General features: G+C 53.1%; 15 protein-coding genes. 6 read left to right on the top strand and 9 right to left on the bottom strand.

Features of this window, described 5'->3' with window-relative positions; translation table 11 throughout:
• From BLV85_RS03090 to msrA, 3 genes are all read left to right on the top strand, one after another.
• Positions 1-150, top strand: a 150-nt coding sequence (locus BLV85_RS03090) for a transposase (protein ID WP_176973882.1), incomplete at its 5' end; no start/stop codon positions are given.
• 211 nt (positions 151-361) lie between these two features.
• Positions 362-898, top strand: a complete 537-nt coding sequence (gene msrB / locus BLV85_RS03085) for a peptide-methionine (R)-S-oxide reductase MsrB (protein ID WP_090412030.1) — start codon at positions 362-364, stop codon at positions 896-898.
• Positions 898-1,560 carry a peptide-methionine (S)-S-oxide reductase MsrA gene (gene msrA, locus BLV85_RS03080; RefSeq protein WP_090412012.1) on the top strand — a complete coding sequence of 221 codons (663 nt, stop codon included), beginning with the start codon at positions 898-900 and terminating at the stop codon, positions 1,558-1,560. Before msrB ends, msrA begins: the two co-directional genes overlap by 1 nt.
• A 199-nt stretch (positions 1,561-1,759) precedes the next feature.
• Here msrA and BLV85_RS03075 read toward each other — a convergent pair whose 3' ends face one another.
• From BLV85_RS03075 to BLV85_RS03055, 5 genes are all read right to left on the bottom strand, one after another.
• The gene (locus BLV85_RS03075) at positions 1,760-2,431 is read right to left on the bottom strand and encodes a tetratricopeptide repeat protein (protein ID WP_090412010.1); all 672 of its coding nucleotides are present in this window, start codon (positions 2,429-2,431) and stop codon (positions 1,760-1,762) included.
• 233 nt (positions 2,432-2,664) lie between these two features.
• On the bottom strand, positions 2,665-3,441 hold the full coding sequence (locus tag BLV85_RS03070; protein ID WP_176973904.1) for an ankyrin repeat domain-containing protein: 777 nt from the start codon (positions 3,439-3,441) through the stop codon (positions 2,665-2,667).
• A 10-nt stretch (positions 3,442-3,451) separates the two neighbouring features.
• Entirely contained in the window at positions 3,452-4,576 is a 1,125-nt protein-coding gene (locus BLV85_RS03065) for a deoxyguanosinetriphosphate triphosphohydrolase (protein WP_090412006.1), read from the bottom strand.
• Positions 4,569-5,678, bottom strand: a complete 1,110-nt coding sequence (gene aroB / locus BLV85_RS03060; RefSeq protein ID WP_090412004.1) for a 3-dehydroquinate synthase — start codon at positions 5,676-5,678, stop codon at positions 4,569-4,571. Before aroB ends, BLV85_RS03065 begins: the two co-directional genes overlap by 8 nt.
• A 191-nt stretch (positions 5,679-5,869) precedes the next feature.
• Positions 5,870-6,487, bottom strand: coding sequence for a shikimate kinase (locus BLV85_RS03055; RefSeq protein WP_090412028.1), 618 nt, complete (start codon positions 6,485-6,487; stop codon positions 5,870-5,872).
• Between the two features lie 360 nt (positions 6,488-6,847).
• Here BLV85_RS03055 and BLV85_RS03050 point away from each other — a divergent pair, with 360 nt between their 5' ends.
• Positions 6,848-7,573 (top strand): hypothetical protein, encoded by a 726-nt coding sequence (locus BLV85_RS03050; RefSeq protein WP_090412002.1) that lies wholly within the window; start codon positions 6,848-6,850, stop codon positions 7,571-7,573.
• Positions 7,574-7,656: 83 nt separating this feature from the next.
• Here BLV85_RS03050 and trhP read toward each other — a convergent pair whose 3' ends face one another.
• A complete protein-coding gene (trhP, locus tag BLV85_RS03045; RefSeq protein ID WP_090412000.1) occupies positions 7,657-9,021 on the bottom strand; it encodes a prephenate-dependent tRNA uridine(34) hydroxylase TrhP in 1,365 nt (454 codons plus the stop codon).
• A gap of 105 nt (positions 9,022-9,126) precedes the next feature.
• On the opposite strand from trhP, the gene dnaE reads away from it, so the two are divergent.
• Complete coding sequence (gene dnaE / locus BLV85_RS03040) at positions 9,127-12,630, top strand: DNA polymerase III subunit alpha (RefSeq protein ID WP_090412026.1); 3,504 nt, start codon at positions 9,127-9,129, stop codon at positions 12,628-12,630.
• 330 nt (positions 12,631-12,960) lie between these two features.
• Positions 12,961-14,058, top strand: coding sequence for an alkene reductase (locus BLV85_RS03035; protein ID WP_090411998.1), 1,098 nt, complete (start codon positions 12,961-12,963; stop codon positions 14,056-14,058).
• A 112-nt stretch (positions 14,059-14,170) separates the two neighbouring features.
• On the opposite strand, the gene BLV85_RS03030 is transcribed toward BLV85_RS03035, so the two are convergent.
• The 3 genes from BLV85_RS03030 to BLV85_RS03020 form a co-directional block, all read right to left on the bottom strand.
• Positions 14,171-14,377: a cold-shock protein gene (locus tag BLV85_RS03030; protein WP_090411996.1), complete on the bottom strand. Its 207-nt coding sequence runs from the start codon at positions 14,375-14,377 to the stop codon at positions 14,171-14,173.
• A gap of 267 nt (positions 14,378-14,644) precedes the next feature.
• A complete protein-coding gene (gene odhB, locus BLV85_RS03025; RefSeq protein WP_090411994.1) occupies positions 14,645-15,964 on the bottom strand; it encodes a 2-oxoglutarate dehydrogenase complex dihydrolipoyllysine-residue succinyltransferase in 1,320 nt (439 codons plus the stop codon).
• 47 nt (positions 15,965-16,011) lie between these two features.
• Complete coding sequence (locus BLV85_RS03020) at positions 16,012-18,864, bottom strand: 2-oxoglutarate dehydrogenase E1 component (protein WP_090411992.1); 2,853 nt, start codon at positions 18,862-18,864, stop codon at positions 16,012-16,014.
• Between the last annotated feature and the right edge of the window lie 112 nt (positions 18,865-18,976).

The following is an 18,976-nucleotide window of genomic DNA, read 5'->3' as shown; positions in this document are numbered from 1 at the left end:
GACTTAAAAAAACGCTACTGGGGGCGCCATTTTTGGGCGCGAGGATACTTTTGTGTAACATCAGGAGAACTGACAGAAGAAATGATTCAAAACTATTTGGAGCATCATTTTGAACCTAAAGGTGATGATAATTTCAGAACCGAAAGCTAAACGGGTCTTAAGACCCGTATCCTGACTTTAGTCATTGTCACTAACCCACCAGCTTTAGCTGGTGGTTGTTTAGTCAAGCTGTTAAGTGAAGGGAAAGCTTTGCACCGTAGCGCAATATTTGGATGCCCGGCCTGAATGTGTCTGCAATGATAAGGCCTGGATTCCGAATTTATCAGAAAATTCCGGGATTGCTAAATGAGGTACTATGATCATGAAACGTCGTATATTTCTGCAAAGTGGCGCGGTCCTGGCCGCATGGCCTTTGATCGCTGCCTGTTCACGTCAATCGATTCCCGACTCTCAAACCAAAATGAAAATTGATCCTGTTACCGTGACGCCGCTCGACAAACCTCATGAGGCATGGCGTTCCCTGTTGCCGCCCGAGGCTTACCGTGTATTGTTTGAAGAGGATACCGAACAGCCGGGCAGCAGTCCGCTCAATGATGAATACCGCGAAGGGATCTATCTATGTGCGGCCTGCTATTTGCCGTTGTTCGAAAGCCAGCATAAGTATGCCAGTGGAACGGGGTGGCCCAGTTTTACGCAACCGATTGCCGGACATGTTGCCACAAAGCGTGACTATAAACTGATCATGCCGCGCACCGAATATCATTGCGCACGCTGTGGCGGACATCAGGGGCATGTGTTCAATGATGGCCCACCCCCTCGCGGAGAGCGCTGGTGCAACAATGGCCTGGCACTCAAATTTGTTCCCAGGGGTGAGACGATTCCTGAGTTGAGAGGCTGATGATGGCTATGCTAAATCACTTATTGCGTATAACAAGTTTGCTGTTATGGCTGAGTGCGTTGGTAGGATGCCAGCCATTGGAGAGAGAAGCTTCAATTGGGGCGAGCAACTATCAGGAGGATACGCCAGAACAGTCAGATTGGGCGGTGGCCATTTTTGCCGGTGGATGCTTCTGGTGTACGGAGGCAGACTTCGATAAGGTTCCGGGTGTAAAGGCCACCCTCTCCGGTTATATTGGCGGGCAGGTGGCGCATCCGACTTATGAGCAAGTCAGCAGCGGCAAGACCGGGCATATTGAAGCAGTCAAGGTCTATTATGATCCGGCCCAAACCAATTATGCGCGGCTATTGGCCGCATTTTGGCCAACCATTGATCCACTGACAGCGGATGGTCAGTTTTGTGACAAGGGGCCGCAATACCGGTCCGCAATTTTTGTACAGGATGACATCCAGCGTCAGCAGGCAGAAACATCCCGTGCAGCGCTTGACCAATCAGGCCGCTTTGAACAAGCGGTCGTGACGGAGATTCTGCCTGTTACTGATTTTTATCCGGCGGAAGCATACCACCAGGATTACTATCTGAAAAATCCGATTCGCTATAAATATTATCGTAGCCGTTGTGGCCGGGACCAAAGACTGGCTGAGCTATGGGGCGATAGGTGAGACAGACTGTCCGCGAATCATGCGTTACGCGATACGGTTGCCCCGCACTTTCCATGCGATGGCAGGAGTGAGCCTATATTTTGGGGCCATTCGCTGGCTAGGAGATCTAAAATCGAGTGATGACTCGTGGCCGCGCACCACTTAGGGCTCATTAACGAGCCCTTAAGCGACCACGAGTCATAATCTACTCAATTTTGCCTCAGTTTTGTCCTGAGCGGACTGCCTCAAGGTTCTCCTTGGCTTCTTCGTTCCCCTGTTCCGCTGCTTTTTCAAACCATTTGATGGCTTCATCGCTATCTTGCTCTACGCCTTCGCCGGTAAGATAAATCACGCCCAGATTGTTTTGCGCGTCAGCATTGCCTTGTTCTGCAGATTGGGTAAACCATTTCAATGCGGTTTCGATATCTTTTTCAACGCCGTCGCCATGGAGATAAAGTAGTCCCAGGTTGAATTGCGCTTCAGCATGTCCTTTCTCGGCGGCACGAAAGAACCAGCCGGCAGCAGAGACGGGATCGTAATCCATGATATTGCCGGCAGCATCACGGGAAACCGCTTCGCCAGTGTAAAACATTGCGCCCAGGGCATTCTGAGCATCCGGATCGCCTGCTTCCGCGTCGCGGCGCAATTTCTGGAAGCGTTCTTCGGGGGTGAGGCCATCATCCAGTGTGGGCATGATTTGTTTTCTGAGCTCATCTTGCTCTTCCTTTGACAGTCCCTCTTTCAGAAAGGAAGGAAGCTCATCAATAGCGGTGACTTCGTCCATCATCAACATCTTCTGGGATTCATCCTGGGCAGCCTGCTCGGCGGATTCTTTTCCTCCGCATCCAGCGAGTCCCAGGACAGTGAATAATAAAAATATAATGATTTTCATGCTATTTCCTTTATAAAAAGTTGATTGGAATGGTGGCTGGTCAGAATTTTGATAGCTTGCGAACAGACAACTGGGCGCGTTGTCCCCATAAAGGATCGGATGGATTTGTTTCAGGGTCAGCGTACATGTTGGGAATTTTGTACCGGGCAATATCGCGCCAAGGCAGCGTTATGGGTTCCGAGCAGCACCGATATCATGACAAGTTCATGAAAAGTTGCAAATGTTGTTGATAATTATTGTGCGCCCGCCTTGATTAAAAGTTCCATGACCTCTTTATGCTGATATTTTTTTGCCAGTAAAAGTGCCGTGGCTTCATTCGCTGCTTTGGTGTTGATATGGGCGCCGGCAGCCAGCAAGGTTCTGGTTGCGCCTTGATGGCCATTCTGTGCGGCGAGCATCAAGGCAGTCGCACCACTTTGGGTTTGTGCGTTGATATCAGATTTTGCTCTGATCAGTTCCTGTACGGCAACCTGATATCCCATTTGTGCGGCAAACATCAATGCGGTCACGCCTTCTTCGGTGGTGGCATGCACATCGGCGCCTGTCTGGATGAGGAAACGCAAAATCTCAAGACGATTGCGATGCGCCGCCTGCATCATGGCGGTCATGCCATCATTGGACGCCGCATCCTTATCCGCGCCTGCTGCCAGCAGTATTTTCAGGACGTCCGGCCGATCATCTCGGGCCGCCAGCAGTAAGGGCGTGTAGCCCTGCTCGGATCTTGTGTCGATTTCCGCGCCTGCAGCGAGTAGCATTTTGACGATTCTATCGCGTCCCATTTGAGAGGCGACTAAAAGGGCGGCATTCTTCTCGGCAAGCTCGATCGTGTCACCTGACTCGTCCAGCATCGCTTTCACACGAGAAAATCGTCCTTTCCCTGCAGCGTCGATGAAATCGTCTGGGACTGAATTGGCGGCTAGATTTCCTGACAAACTCAGGATGCCGGCTAGCATGCACCAGCGCCATAAAGGGTTTCTCAGAATTGTTTTCAGGTAAACGATGATATTCACAGACTTTTCCTCATTGTTCGGTAATGGCGAATAAACGTTGATATTCCTTGATCGCATAGCGATCGGTCATGCCCGCGATATAATCGGCAATGGCCTGGTGTCCATAATCAAGAAACTTATGCTGATACTTGTCAGGTAATAGCGCAGGCTCTTGCTCGAAGGCGGCAAACAATTTCTTGATCGTATGGCGAGCTTTTTTGCTCATGCGCATCACCTGGTAGTGTTTGTACAGATTCTTGTGCAGGAAGCGTTTCAGCTCCTGCTGCTCCCGCTTTATGTGATCGCTGAAGCCGATTAATGAAGGCGCTGCACGTACTTGGTTCGGATCGCTGGGTGCAATTGCCATGATATTGGTCTTGCTCTGGATGGTTAAGTCCATCGCTAACGTATTGATCATGCTGCGCACCGTTTCGTGGATCAGGCGTCGGCCGGTAAGGTTTGGGTAGCATTGCCTGACCTGATGCAGATGTCTTGCGAATAGGGTGACGTCCTCAAGCTGTGCCAAGGTGATCAGGCCGGAACGCAGACCGTCATCGACATCGTGGTTATTGTAGGCAATCTCGTCGGCCAGATTGGCCAGCTGCGCCTCCAGTGAAGCTCTGCGGTCGCACAAAAAGCGCTCGCCCAATTTGCCCAGACCTTGAGCCTTCTGTCTGGAAATTCTTTTTAGAATACCTTCACGCGTTTCAAAACACAAATTCAGTCCGTCGAATGTCGCATAGCGTTCTTCCAGCTGATCGACTACGCGCAGGGACTGCAAGTTATGCTCGAATCCGCCATATTCCTTCATGCAGTCATTCAAAGCATCCTGTCCAGCATGGCCGAAAGGTGTGTGACCCAGGTCATGAGCGAGCGCGATCGCTTCCACTAAATCCTCATTAAGGCGCAAATTGCGCGCAATGGAGCGCCCAATCTGGGCAACTTCCAGGCTATGTGTCAGGCGCGTACGAAATAGATCGCCTTCATGGTTGACGAACACCTGGGTTTTGTATTCAAGCCGACGGAATGCGGTTGAATGAATGATGCGATCCCGATCACGCTGGAACTCGCTGCGTCCAGTGGGGGAATCCTCCTGAATATGGCGGCCATGTGAATTGGCATCTGAAACCGCATATGGCGCTAACACATTACTCATTGGCGATACAGGCTGACAGAGTTTCTGATAGAACTGATGCAGACACATTGTTGACCAGCGCAGCCTCGCCGATACGGTTGAGCAGGATGAAGCGGATCGTCCCCCCTTCTACCTTTTTGTCTAGTTGCATCGACTCGAGATAGCGTTCAGGACTGATACGCGGTCCTTGGATGGGCAAACCCGTTTTTTCGAATAAACATCTGATTCGTTCGACATCCTGCTGCGTAATGCGTTCCAGGCGGCTGGAGAGATCAGCCGCCATGATAGTGCCCGCTGCGACGGCTTCACCGTGGAGCCAGGCGCCGTAACCCATGGCATTCTCAATGGCATGGCCGAAAGTGTGGCCGAGATTGAGTAAAGCCCGCAGACCGCTTTCCCGTTCATCCAGCGATACAATCTCAGCCTTTATTTCGCAGCTGCGGCGGATGGCATGCTGGACCGCTGCTGCATCCCTTGCCAGCAATTGCGTGATGTTTCGCTCCAGCCAATCAAAGAAATCAGCGTCGTATATCAGCCCGTACTTGATGACTTCCGCAATGCCGGCGCGTAATTCCCTGTCTGGCAAGGTGGTGAGCGTCGAGCTGTCGGCAAGCACCAGCTGCGGTTGGTGGAAGGCACCGATCATGTTTTTGCCGAGCGGATGGTTGATGCCGGTTTTGCCGCCTACTGAAGAGTCTACTTGTGCAAGCAATGTGGTGGGAATTTGAATGAAAGGGACCCCGCGTAAATAAGACGCGGCTGCAAATCCGGTCAGATCACCAATAACGCCTCCACCCAGCGCAATGAGAGGGGTTTTGCGTTCACAGCGGTGTTCGAGCAGGGCATTGAAAATCAGGTTTAAGGTTTCCCAGTTTTTATATTGCTCACCGTCCGGAAGGATGACGACAAATGTTTCGACACCGGCTTCGCTGAGGGTGGCGCGCAGCCTATCGAGGTAGAGCGGCGCTACAGTAGTATTGGTTACAATCGCAGCTTTCCTGGTAGGGAGATGCGGTAACAGCAAATCGACTCGGGTGAGTAGATCCTGGCCGATATGAATGGGGTAGCTGCGATTTTCTGGGCAGACGTCAAGCCTGACCCTGACTGATTCAATTGCTTTCATGTATAACGCCTTCTAAATCAATATGATGATAGGATGAAATGTCTGTGCCCTGCGCCTCATTGATTGTCAGCGAAAATATTTATGAAATTATTGCTGCGCTGGTTTATCGGTTTTGTGCGGATCACTGGTGGTCGGGATGGATAGTTGATTTGCCGGGGTTCAAGAAGGATCGCAAACGACAGCGATGAAATTTATTCGGATTCTTTATTGGGCGATGGCTGTCTGGGTGGATGTTCAGTTCGCTCGGGCTTGAACTGCAGCAGTTTCTGGATCAATTTTTGCACAAGGACACGCACGCCTTGTCTGCCGCTATCGATAATGATATGCGCAGTCTGGCGGTAAATGGGATCACGTTGCGTGTAGAGTTCCTGTAATCTGGCGTGCAGATTGCCGGTCTGGAGCAGGGGCCGGTTTTTATCCAAGCGTGTACGCCGCTGGAGTTCGCTTACGGGCGCGCATAGATAAACCACTGTTCCATGCTGTCGCAGCAGTGCACGGTTCTCCGGCCGCAAAATTGCGCCGCCGCCCGTTGCCAGTACAATATTCTGCAATTGCACAATTTCCCGCAGTACTTCGGTTTCACGCTTGCGGAAACCCGTTTCGCCTTCAATCTCGAAAATTACCGGGATTCTGACGCCTGTGCGCTCCTGTATTTCATGGTCGGTATCGACAAAAGTTTTGCCGATCTGGCTGGCCAGTAGCTTGCCGATAGTCGTCTTGCCTGCCCCCATCATACCGATCAAAATGACATTACCGGGTACTGACCCGGTGTCCAGATTTTTAATGGTAGAGACCCTGCTGCGTTGCATGCTGTAATTGTAACGGAAATGCCCGATGAAACTTTGAATATTCCTGAGAACAGTAAAATTTTTCATCCTCTGACCTGAGTTCTGGTTGAACGAAGTAGGGGGGCAATCTTGCGAGTATGGCATCAAGAGCAGTGCTGATCAGAGCGGCTGCCGGCAGTTGCACCAATGCGTGCCGACAATTATAAGCTGTTTTATTTTGACCTGATACCGCCGTGCGATTTGACAACTATGTCATTCGGCTCATCGCACCAATGGCGTTTTGCGGTATCAAAAAATTTTCCACTTATTCCCAGTGCTGAGTAATATGTGCATATGAGTCTGTATTACCAGTCGTTGGGGATTTTTTGCAAAGGAGTTGCCATGCATGTCCTGCGCCAATGCCTACGCATGAGTATTTTGGGGGTATCGCTTGCAGGTTGCGCAACGCAGCCGCTGGTTGATCCATCAATTGCTGTGCCCAGGGCGCGCATCGAGTCAAATGGATTTTCTGTCTTGCCACCACCGGGGGAGAACTGGTTTCTGGGGGTCGGATCCTTGCGCGAGATTGTTTACAAGAAACAGCTTGCGGAGTCGCTTGACCAACCTGTGCTGCACAGCTATTTGGTTGGGGCGGCGCGTCTCGATACGGCAATCAAGCTCAAGAATCCCGAGGATCTCCTGGCATTTTTTGATTACAATCTGAGGGCAAACAGGGCACATTTAAAACTTATATCAGTGAATGCTACCCTGGATCAGGAAAGAAGCAATCGAATGGGGAGTGATTGCCTGCGTTATGAGTTCGATCTGGAAGAACAAGCCAATTCCAATCCGGCGGGCATGGTGTATCAGCTGACCGTACAGGGTTTCCAGTGCCGCCATCCGTCATCCTTGCAGGTGGTGATTGATGCCTATTGTTCGGAGCGTTATCCGCAATCCCATCCATCTACAGGCAAGTTATATGCACATGAATGTGCGGCGTTCCTGAATCAGGTGCAGTTCAGTCCTTTGCAGGCACCCGGGGAGAGCCGTGAGGGGGATATGCTGCCCCGGGAATCCTCGCAATGGTGGAAGAAGAGGGTGCCGGTAGATAGTGGCACATATGCATGAATCGACAAAATGGCCTGAGTGGACGGGTTGACGCGCATCCGGTGAGGCCATCCCAATCCTGTCAGGATTGGGATGGCCTGCTTTTATAGAAAACGCGCGACAAATGCTTTTTCAACATTGCCCGTCAGTGGAATTTTCACCCGGTATCCGCTGCCCGGCGCCACGCTCATCCGGTTGCCAGCCAGATCCTGCATTTGTTCGAGCTGGATGACCTGATTGCCGGCGGGATGGACGATTTCCAGGTGGTCTCCGACCTGGAAACGGTTTTTGACGAGGATCTCAACCATTCCGTTTGCGCTGTCAACATGCTCGATGTCGCCGACATATTGGCTGCGCCGCGACTCGGAGTGGCCGCGCAGGTAATTCTGGGTTTCCTGGCTATGATGGCGCTGGTAGAACCCATCGGTATAGCCACGGTTGGCCAGGCCTTCCAATTGCCCGAGCAGAGCGGGATCAAAGGGGCGTTGTTGAACGGCATCATCGATTGCCTGGCGATAAACTTGGGCGGTGCGCGCGACATAATAGGTCGATTTGGTACGCCCTTCGATCTTGAGCGAATCTATGCCAATTTCAGTGAGACGGGCGACATGCTCCACCGCACGCAAATCTTTTGAATTCATGATGTAGGTGCCATGCTCGTCTTCCATGATCGGCATCAGTTGCCCCGGCCGTTTGCCTTCCTCGATCAGATAGACCTGATCCGCTGCAGGGTGCCGTGTGACGGGTTGGCTTGGAAAGGATGAGGACGATTCGGCCGATGCAAGCGCCTGGCTGAAGTCGAAGTCAATCTTTTGCAAGGGCTCGATGTCGCCGCAGGCATTCTCTTCAGCTGCCTTGACCTTGTAATCCCAGCGGCAGGAATTGGTGCAGGTGCCCTGGTTGGGGTCGCGGTGGTTGAAATAGCCGGATAACAGGCATCGTCCCGAATAGGCAATGCACAATGCGCCATGGACAAAGACCTCGAGTTCCATGTCCGGGCAGAGGTCACGAATTTCGCTGATTTCATCCAGTGACAGCTCGCGCGAAAGAATGACGCGTGTCAGGCCGATCGACTGCCAGAACTTCACCGCCGCGTAATTGACAGTATTGGCCTGTACCGACAGGTGAATCGGTATATCGGGCCATTTCTCCCTGACCAGCATGATAAGTCCCGGATCGGCCATGATCAGGGCATCGGGCTTGAGTGCGATGACCGGTTCCATGTCGCGTAGATAGGTTTTGACCTTGGCATTATGCGGCATCAAATTACTTGCCACGAAGAATTTCTTGCCAAGCTTGTGCGCTTCGGTAATGCCTGTGCGTAATTGTTGCAATGAGAATTCGTTGTTCCGGGCGCGCAGGGAGTAGCGGGGCTGGCCGGCATAGATGGCGTCTGCGCCAAATGCATACGCTGCGTGCATTTTCTCCAGGGAACCAGCGGGAAGGAGTAATTCGGGGGCTTTTGGCATGGTGTAAAATGAAACAAGAGAGCGGAAGCCCTGCTACAGATGGTGGCAGGGCTCCGGTGGTTTGTGAAATTCCTTTTCTGTCCAAATTTTCTGAATTGTATCATCATGCCGGTTGATCCTGCTTTTGTTCACTTGCGCTTGCACAGCGAGTATTCCGTCGTCGACAGCATCGTGCGCCTCGAGGAGGCGCTATCGAAAGCGCAGCAGGACGGTATGCCGGCGCTGGCGTTGACGGATTTATCGAATGTGTTTGGATTGGTCAGGTTCTATCAACAGGCCTGCAAGATCGGTATCAAGCCGATTGCCGGGTGTGATGTGTGGCTCAGTAATGAGAACAATCCGGATAAGCCTTTTCGTCTACTCTTACTGTGCCAGTCATTCACTGGCTATTTGCGCTTGTGCCGCTTGTTGTCACGTGCTTACCGGGAAAACATGCAGCGCGGCCGGGCTGAGCTGAACAGGGCCTGGTTTCAGGTCGAGGAAATTGGTACAGACGGATTGATTGCGTTATCGGGCGCGCAGCAGGGCGAAATCGGCCAGCTGCTGTCACAGTTTGATGTATCTGCCGCGGAAGCGGTCGCCATGGAGTGGGCGAATTTGTTTCCGGGTAGGTTTTATCTCGAGATTCAGCGCTGCGGGCGGCCAGGCGAGGATGCCTGGGTGGGCAATGCCGCGAGTCTGGCATCCAGGCTGCAGTTGCCGGTCGTGGCGACCCATTCCATACAATTCATGCAGCCGGATGATTACAAGGCGCACGAAGCCAGAGTTTGCATCGCGCAGGGGTATGTGCTGGGTGACCGGCGCCGTCCCAGGGATTTTACCGAGCAACAGTATTTCAAGACCCAGGCCGAAATGTGCGAGCTGTTTAGCGATATGCCATCCGCACTGGCCAACAGTGTGGAGATTGCCAAGCGGTGTTCGCTGATGCTGGAGTTGGGCGTCAATCGCTTGCCGGATTTTCCGACGCCAGCGGGCGTGAGTATCGAGCAGTATCTGCGTGAACAGGCGCATGCCGGGCTGGCGACGCGACTGAAGCAACTGTTTCCGGAAGCGCAGCAGTTGGCGGATAAGCAAGCAGTCTATAAGAGCCGTCTGGATTTTGAAGTTGAGACCATCATCCAGATGGGATTTGCTGGCTATTTTCTGATCGTGGCGGATTTCATCAACTGGGCCAAGCGACATGAAGTGCCGGTCGGTCCGGGGCGCGGCTCCGGCGCGGGTTCGCTGGTGGCCTATTCGTTGGGCATTACCGACCTGGATCCATTGCGCTACGACTTGCTTTTCGAGCGGTTCTTGAATCCGGAACGGGTTTCCATGCCGGATTTCGATATCGATTTTTGCCAGGACCGGCGTGAGCGTGTGATTGAATATGTGCGTGACCGCTATGGCGCCGAGAGCGTGGCCCAAATTGCAACCTTCGGCACGATGGCGGCAAAGGCAGTGGTGCGCGATGTCGGCCGCGTGCTGGATCTGCCGTATAACTTTGTCGATCAGCTGGCCAAGCTGGTGCCGTTCGAGCTCGGGATGACCCTGCAGAAGGCCCGGGAAATCGAACCCTTGCTCAATCAGCGCGCACGCGAGGAAGAGGATGTGCGCAATCTGCTGGAATTGGCTGAACGCCTGGAAGGGTTGACGCGTAACGTTGGCATGCATGCCGGCGGCGTGTTGATCGCGCCGGGGAAAATCACCGATTTTTGTCCAATTTATTGTGCCGATTCGGGCGAATCGGTTGTCAGTCAATACGACAAAGATGATGTCGAAAAAATCGGATTGGTCAAATTCGACTTTTTAGGGTTGCGGACCCTGACGATTCTTGACCGGGCAGTGGCCGATGTGCGGCAACATTTGGCGACGCGTGGCGAAGCAGGTGGACAGCAAACGCCATCCGGACAACTGTTCTCGCTGTCCGGCATTCCTCTGGAAGATGCGGCAACATTCGCCCTGATGGCGAAAGGTAACACGGTTGGCATCTTCCAGTTTGAATCGCGCGGCATGAAAGATCTGTTGCAAAAGGCCAAGCCCGACCGGTTTGAGGATTTGATCGCGCTGGTGGCACTATACCGGCCTGGTCCGATGGACTTGATTCCTGATTTTATCGATCGCAAGCATGGCAGGCAGCGGGTGGATTATCTCGATCCGCGTCTCGAGCCGATTCTGGGCCCCACCTATGGCATCATGATTTACCAGGAGCAGGTCATGCAGATTGCCCAGGTAATCGGTGGCTACAGCCTCGGTGGTGCCGATCTGCTGCGGCGTGCGATGGGCAAGAAGAAAGTGGAGGAAATGGCCCAGCAGCGCACGATTTTTGTTGAGGGTGCGGTCAAGAACGAAATGGCCGAGCAGGACGCGATCACCTTGTTCGGTCTCATGGAGAAATTCGCCGGATATGGCTTCAACAAGTCGCACGCAGCGGCCTATGCACTGATCGCGTATCAAACGGCTTATCTCAAGGCGCATTTTCCGTCCGAGCTCATGGCGGCCTGCCTATCGTCGGATATGGACGATACCGATAAGGTCAATATCTTCTATGAAGATTGCAGGGCCAATGGCATGACGATGCTGCCGCCGGATATCAACCGATCAGCCTATCGTTTCATTCCAGTCGATGCCCGGATTATTCGATATGGCCTCGGTGCCGTCAAGGGTACTGGGGAAGCGGCCATATCGGTCATTGTCGCGGCCCGCGAACGGGGCGAAGACTACACAGGCTTATTCGATTTCTGTCAGCGCATCGATCGGCGGGTCGTCAATCGCCGTGTCATCGAGGCGCTCATTCGGGCTGGCGCATTCGATACTATCGAAATGAATCGTGCCGCATTGCTGGCATCGGTCGGTATTGCGCTCGAATACGCCGAACAGCGCAGCCTGACCGCCCATCAGGCCAGCTTGTTTGATGCGTCAACAGATGCAGAGCAACCTCCGCCATTGGCGAATGTGGCAGGCTGGACAGATAAAGTCAGGTTGCAGCATGAGAAAACGGCGTTGGGGTTCTATATCAGCGGCCACCCATTTGAAAGTTACGCCAGGGAATTAAGCCGCTTCGTGTCCACTCGTCTCGACCGCCTCAGTCCTGCCCGGGAACCGCAATTGATTGCCGGCATCATTTATGCCATTCGAACCCAGATGTCACGGCGCGGAAAAATGGCAGTGGTGGTGCTGGATGATGGCTGGGCGCGTCATGAAGTCGTAATCTACAACGATCTGCTGGCTGAGCATCAGAGCTATCTAAAAGCGGACCAGCTATTGATTGCGCGGGTTGTGGTGAGCCATAACGGGCGCGACAGCGCAGAACAGCGGATCGTGGCCAAGGAGATCTACGACTACGCGACCGCACGTTCGATGTATGCCAAAAAACTCAAGATCAAGATAGGAAATTCGAAATTTCTGAGCCCTGAGCAGCTGAAGGAATTACTGCTTGCTTATCGGCCGGAAAGCGAGCTGGACAGCACTGTTTCCGTGAGTTATTGCCCGGTATCGATCGGTTTCCGTAATCAAAGTGCAATGTGTGAGATCGATTTGCATCCCCGCTGGCGTGTGCGCCTGCAGGAGGCGTTGATCGAATCGCTGGTGGAATATTTAGGCAGTGACAATGTAGAAATCGTTTATTGAGCGCTTATATCTTGTACCTCTGAACTATGTCAGTCTTTACAGGTTGCATGGAATGCACCCTAAAACTGACTAGGAGGCTGTCCGAGAATAGCGATCGTAGCGACGAGGGCGAAGCTGACTGAGCGGGATTTTTCGATCATTTGAGGCGAATAGTGGTTCTATTCAACGAAAAGGATCGGAAAATCCAGCCTGGCAGGTTCGTCCGCAGTAGATCAGTCTATTCTCGGACAGTCTCCTAGGGGCTATCCTGAGCGTTGTGTATCCAGCTGAAAATTGTATAGAGCCGTCATGTATTGTTAGGCTATTTCTAGAAAATTATAGAGGAATATTATGTCCAGTCCATCCAATTTGCTTGCATCTTTTGATCTGCATGGTTTGAAACTTGCCAATCGCATTGTCATGGCGCCCATGACACGCGCCCGTGCCGGCATAGAGCGCCTGCCGAACAGGCTTATGGCGGAATATTATGCGCAGCGCTCATCGGCCGGATTGATTATTTCCGAAGCGACCTCGATTTCCGAGCAGGGCAATGGCTGGAATGAATCGCCTGGAATATACACCGAGGAGATGGTGGCCGCCTGGAAGTTGGTGACCGCTGCGGTACATGCCAAGGGTGGGAAGATTTTTCTGCAGCTCTGGCATTGTGGGCGAGCCTCGCATAGCAGTTTTCATGATGGGAAGCCTGCTGTGGCGCCTTCGCCCGTCAGGCTGAATGCCGAATATATTGCGACTCCCAAGGGGAAGGCCGCTACCGAAACACCGCGTGCACTTGAAACCGATGAAATACCTGCAGTGGTCGCAGATTATCGCAACGCTGCTTTGCGCGCGCAGGCGGCAGGCTTTGATGGTGTCGAGGTGCACGCGGCCAATGGCTATTTGCCGGATCAATTCCTGCAATCGAAAACCAATCACCGCACCGATGCGTATGGTGGCAGTATCGAGCGCCGCTATCGTTTTCTGCATGAAATTGTGCATGCCATCTGTGAAGTGCTGCCATCTGACAGGGTTGGTGTGCGCCTTTCTCCCAATGGGTCATTCAACGACATGGGGTCGCCCGATTTCCGCCAACAATACACTTATGTCGCTGAACAGTTGAACCAATTCGGCCTTGCCTATTTGCATGTCATGGATGGGCTGGGCTTCGGTTTTCATGAGCTGGGCGAGCCCATGACACTGAGCGATTTTCGCAAAGTTTTTAATGGACCCTTGATGGGAAACTGTGGCTACACCCAGGCGAGCGCGGAAGCTGCCATTGCTGCGGGTCATGCTGATCTGATCGCCTTTGGCCGGCCATTTATCAGCAATCCCGACCTGGTGGAGCGTTTTCGCCAGCATATACCCCTCAGCCCGGATGCCGATGTGGCGGATTGGTACAGCCCTACCGGGGCAAAAGGCTATACTGATTTTCCGGTGCTTGCTTCTGCGTGAATGAGAGGCAAATTGAAAGGTGCAAGAATTTTGCGCGATTGGTAAAGCAGGACAATAAAAAACCCGGAAAACCGGGTTTTTTATTGTCCCTAGGAAGAAGGGAGGGGTGAGATTATTTCACCACCTGAATATTTGACGCCTGCAGACCTTTGGGGCCAGTGGTGACGTCAAAAGTAACCTGTTGATTTTCTGAGAGTGATTTGAAGCCGGAATTTTGAATCGCGGAGAAATGTGCGAACAGATCATCACCGCCATCGGCAGGTGTGATGAATCCGAAACCCTTGGCGTCATTAAACCATTTAACGGTACCAGTTGCCATAATAAGCATCCTTGCAAAAATTTTAAAAAGGGCGGTTGCCCGGTGTGACGAGGATCAAGACTTGGAGCTGACAAACTGGGATACCGCTAATAGTGGTACTACGTAAGTGCTGTCATACTTTGAAAACCCGCTATAGACAGTATGAACCGATAGGCTAACAAACGCAAGCGAATTTTGTTGCAAGAGGATGCTGTCCGGCATATTAGCTTGAGCGATCCACCCGGATCGATAAGCTCATTCCGGGATTGCCTGCTGGTTTGCAGTGTATCAGCCACCCAATAAAGGACTTGCCGGGTATTCCAGTGCCTCTTTGATGGCGACCAGTGACAGTACCGCTTCGCGGCCATCGATGATGCGGTGATCATAGGAAAGCGCCAGGTAGTTCATGGGGCGGATGACGATCTGGCCATGTTCCACGACGGGACGCGGCTTGGTCGCGTGAATGCCGAGGATCGCACTTTGCGGCGGATTGATGATTGGCGTGGAGAGCATCGAGCCGAATACACCGCCATTCGTGATGGAAAAGGTGCCACCGGTCAATTCCTCGATCGTGATTTTGCCTTCCTGTGCGCGTTTGGCCATGTCGGCGATTTGTTTCTCGATTTCGGCCAAGGTGAGCTGGTCGGCATCGCGGAGAATCGGGACAACCAGGCCGCGCGAGCTGGCCACGGCGATGCCGATATCATAGTATTCATGATAAATGATGTCGTTCCCATCTACCGAGGCATTCAGGATCGGGAATTTCTTGAGGGCAGCCACGACCGCTTTGACAAAAAACGAGGTAAAGCCGAGCTTGACGCCATGCTCCTTCTCGAAGGCATCCTTGTAACGGGTGCGCAAGTCCAGGATCGCTTGCATGTTGACTTCATTGAACGTGGTCAGAATGGCAGCGGTAGACTGGGACTGGACTAACCGCTCGGCGATGCGCATGCGCAACCGAGTCATGGGAACGCGTTTTTCCGGGCGCTCTGATTCTGTGGCAGCAGGTTCGGGTTCGCCTTGGGGCTGTCTGGAAGAAGTGTCGGATTCAGCCTCGGCCTCGGCGGGTTGCGGTGTGGGCGTCTCCTTTCTGCTTTTGACATACGCCAGTATATCTTCTTTGGTAATTCTGCCGCCGCGGCCGCTGCCATGAATGGTTTCGATCTCTTGGGCGCCTAGCTGGTGTTCCGCCGCAGCTTTTTTGGCGGCGGGCATGAGTGCCGGTAGCGATGACGGAGGTTCCGCAGCAGTTTCTGATGGCTGATCCGCATCTGCCTGTTCATCCTCTGCAATAGGTTCCTGAGCTTCGGCGGCAGTGGTTTTGGCTGCGGGTTCAGTGGTCTCCTGCGCGGCGGGTTTTTCACCTTGTGCTGCGGTATCGATGCGGGCGATGATTTCCTCGCTGGTCACGGTCGCGCCGTCATCCTTGATGATTTCTGCCAAGGTGCCGGATTGCGGCGCGGGCAATTCCAGTACGACCTTGTCGGTTTCGATATCGATCAGGTTCTCGCCACGCTCAACTGTTTCACCTTGCTTTTTGTGCCAGCTGATCAGAGTGGCTTCCGCCACCGATTCAGATAGCGCGGGGACTTTGACTTCGATCAGCATGCTGTTCTCCTTAGTTTTTTACCCGGGATCCTGGATGGTTGTGAGTTTTATAATTTGTCGCGAAATGCCGCCTCGATCGCCTGTTTCTGCAATAGTCTATCCAGCGCGAGATAACCGACCGAGGGTGAAGCCGATGAGGGCCGCAATGCATAGCCGAGCGTTTGATCGTCTCGCATGTGGCGCTGTAAATAGTGCTGGATACGGTGCCAGGCCCCCTGGTTGCCGGGTTCTTCCTGGCACCAGACCACTTCCTGTGCCTGACTGTAGCGATCGATTTCAGCCTGAAAGTCATCATGGGGGAATGGATAAAGCTGTTCCAGGCGGATGATTGCCATATCGGTCATATCATGTTCGCGCCGGTAGGCGATCAGTTCGTAATAGATTTTGCCGCTGCAGGCAATGATGCGCTTTACTTTGCTGGGATCGAGCGCTTCCGTTTCGGGAATGATTGCCTGGAAGTGGCCATCGGCCAGCTCTTCCAGGGAAGAGACCGCTTCCTTGTGACGCAGCATGCTTTTGGGCGACATGATGATCAGCGGTTTGCGGAGCGGCCGGAGCATTTGCCTGCGTAATAAATGAAAGACTTGTGCTGGCGTCGAGGGGATGCATACCTGAATATTGTATTCCGCGCAGAGTTGCAGGAACCGTTCCAATCGTGCTGATGAATGCTCCGGACCCTGGCCCTCGTAACCATGTGGCAGCAGCATGACCAGCCCGCACAGCCGTCCCCATTTCGCTTCGCCAGAAGAGATGAATTGATCGATCACAACCTGTGCCCCATTGGCGAAATCGCCAAACTGTGCTTCCCAGATCACGAGATCATTGGGTTGGGCGGTGGCATAGCCGTATTCGAAACCCAGCACCGCTTCTTCGGACAGCATGGAATCAATGATGACAAGACTGGGTTGCTTGGGTGCGATATGGCGCAATGGGACATAGGTGCCATCTTCCCATTGGTCCTGTTCGCGTTTCTGATCATGCAGCACGGCATGGCGATGAAAGAAAGTGCCGCGGCCACAATCCTGCCCGGAAATCCGGATCGGGTAGCCATCCTTGAGTAAAGCGGCATAAGCCAGATTCTCAGCCATCCCCCAGTCAATTGGCAGGCTGCCATCGCCCATTTTACGGCGATCCTGAATGATCTTCTCGACTCTGGAATGTAGTTTGAAGGTAGAGGGAATATCGGTCAGACGTTCAGCCAGATATTTCAGATCCTTGAGCGCGACCCCGGTTTTGACTGGTTTGTTCCATTTGACCGGTTTCAGAAAAGGTGCCCAGTTGACGGCATGAGGGGGCTTGTAGTCATAGCAAATGCTGGGATTGGGGTTGCAGCCCGTATCCATTGCATCCTGATAGGATTGCACCATAGCCGCCACGCCGGCCTCATCGATTACACTTTCCTGGATGAGCCGATCGGCATAAAGCTTGCGTGTGCCAGGGTGTTTGCGGATGACACGATACATGGACGGCTGGGTGACCATCGGCTCATCCTGCTCGTTATGCCCCTGGCGGCGGAAGCAGATCAGGTCGATCACAATATCCTTGTGAAACTGCATGCGGTAATCCAGGGCGATTTCGGTCGCCAGCACAACGGCTTCCGGATCGTCTCCATTGACATGGAGAACCGGTGCGTCAATCATTTTGACGACATCCGTGCAATACAGTGTGGAGCGGCTGTCGCGTGGATCGGATGTGGTAAAGCCAATCTGATTGTTGATGATGACGTGAATGGTGCCGCCCGTGCCAAAGCCGCGGGTTTGCGACAGATTCAGGGTTTCCATCACCACGCCCTGGCCGGAGAATGCGGCATCGCCATGCAGCAGAACAGGAATGACCAGATCGCCAACTTTGTCACCGAGGCGATGCTGCCGGGCGCGTACAGATCCTTCCACTACCGGGTTGACGATTTCAAGATGGGAAGGGTTGAACGCGAGTGCTATGTACAGGATACCGCCAGGTGTCATGACGGCGGATGAAAAACCCTGGTGATATTTGACGTCGCCGGAGGTCAATGCTTGTGGATGCTTGCCTTCGAATTCCTGGAACAGCTCGGAAGGCATTTTTCCCAGCGTATTGACCAGTACATTCAGGCGCCCACGGTGCGCCATCCCCATGGCGATTTCCTGCACGCCGATTGTGCCGGCGTGTTGCAGAAGTCTGTCCAGCAACGGAATAAGGCTTTCATTGCCCTCTCCGGAGAAACGTTTCTGGCCGACATAGCGGTTATGCAGATACTTCTCCAGTCCTTCCGCGGCAGTCAATCTTTCCAGGATGTGGCGTTTATATTCCGGGGAGAAATTGGGCTGGGAGGCAACCGATTCGAGCCTGTTCTGTATCCAGCGCTTCTGTTTGAGATCGGCGATGTACATGTATTCCGCGCCGATGCTGCCGCAATAGGTTTGCTGCAGACGCTGCAGTATTTCGCGCAAGGTGGCCCGTTCCGGGCCGACCAGCGAGCCGCTGTTGAAGATCTGGTCGAGATCGGCATCACTCAGGCCATGAAAACCTGGATCGAGTTCGGGCACATCCTGCTTCTGTTGTAAATTGAGCGGATCGAGCGCCGCTCTGCGCGCGCCCAGGAAGCGGTAAGTGTTGATCAGCTGCAATACGGCGACTTGCTTGCGTTCTTTGATTTCGGCGCCTGCCAACTGTGCGGCAGTCTGGCGTTCTGCCGGCATAGTGGCCACTGGCTGGGTGGCTGCCGGGCGTGTCAGCGACTGGACAATGGGAGAGTGCGGGACATCACGCACGGAGATTGTTTCTGTTTGTTGCAGTGAATCAAAATACTGATGCCATTCGGTGGGGACGCTGGCCGGATTGTCCAAATATTGCTCATACAGCGCTTCGATAAAAGCCGCGTTAGCTCCAAACAGCATCGAGTTTTTTAGAAATTGTTTCATCGCAATTATATCCAGGGCCTGTGAAGAACTTCTCGACGTATGTCTCAAGCATAGGGCGCTTGATGCGCGAAGATAGGAATTGCCTGGAAGGGAGGCGGGGAGCGAGTGCCGC

The organism is Nitrosomonas halophila, from assembly GCF_900107165.1.
Classification (GTDB): domain Bacteria; phylum Pseudomonadota; class Gammaproteobacteria; order Burkholderiales; family Nitrosomonadaceae; genus Nitrosomonas; species Nitrosomonas halophila.
The sequence above is the reverse complement of the archived record's forward strand: the minus strand, read 5'-3'. Positions and strand labels throughout refer to the sequence as shown.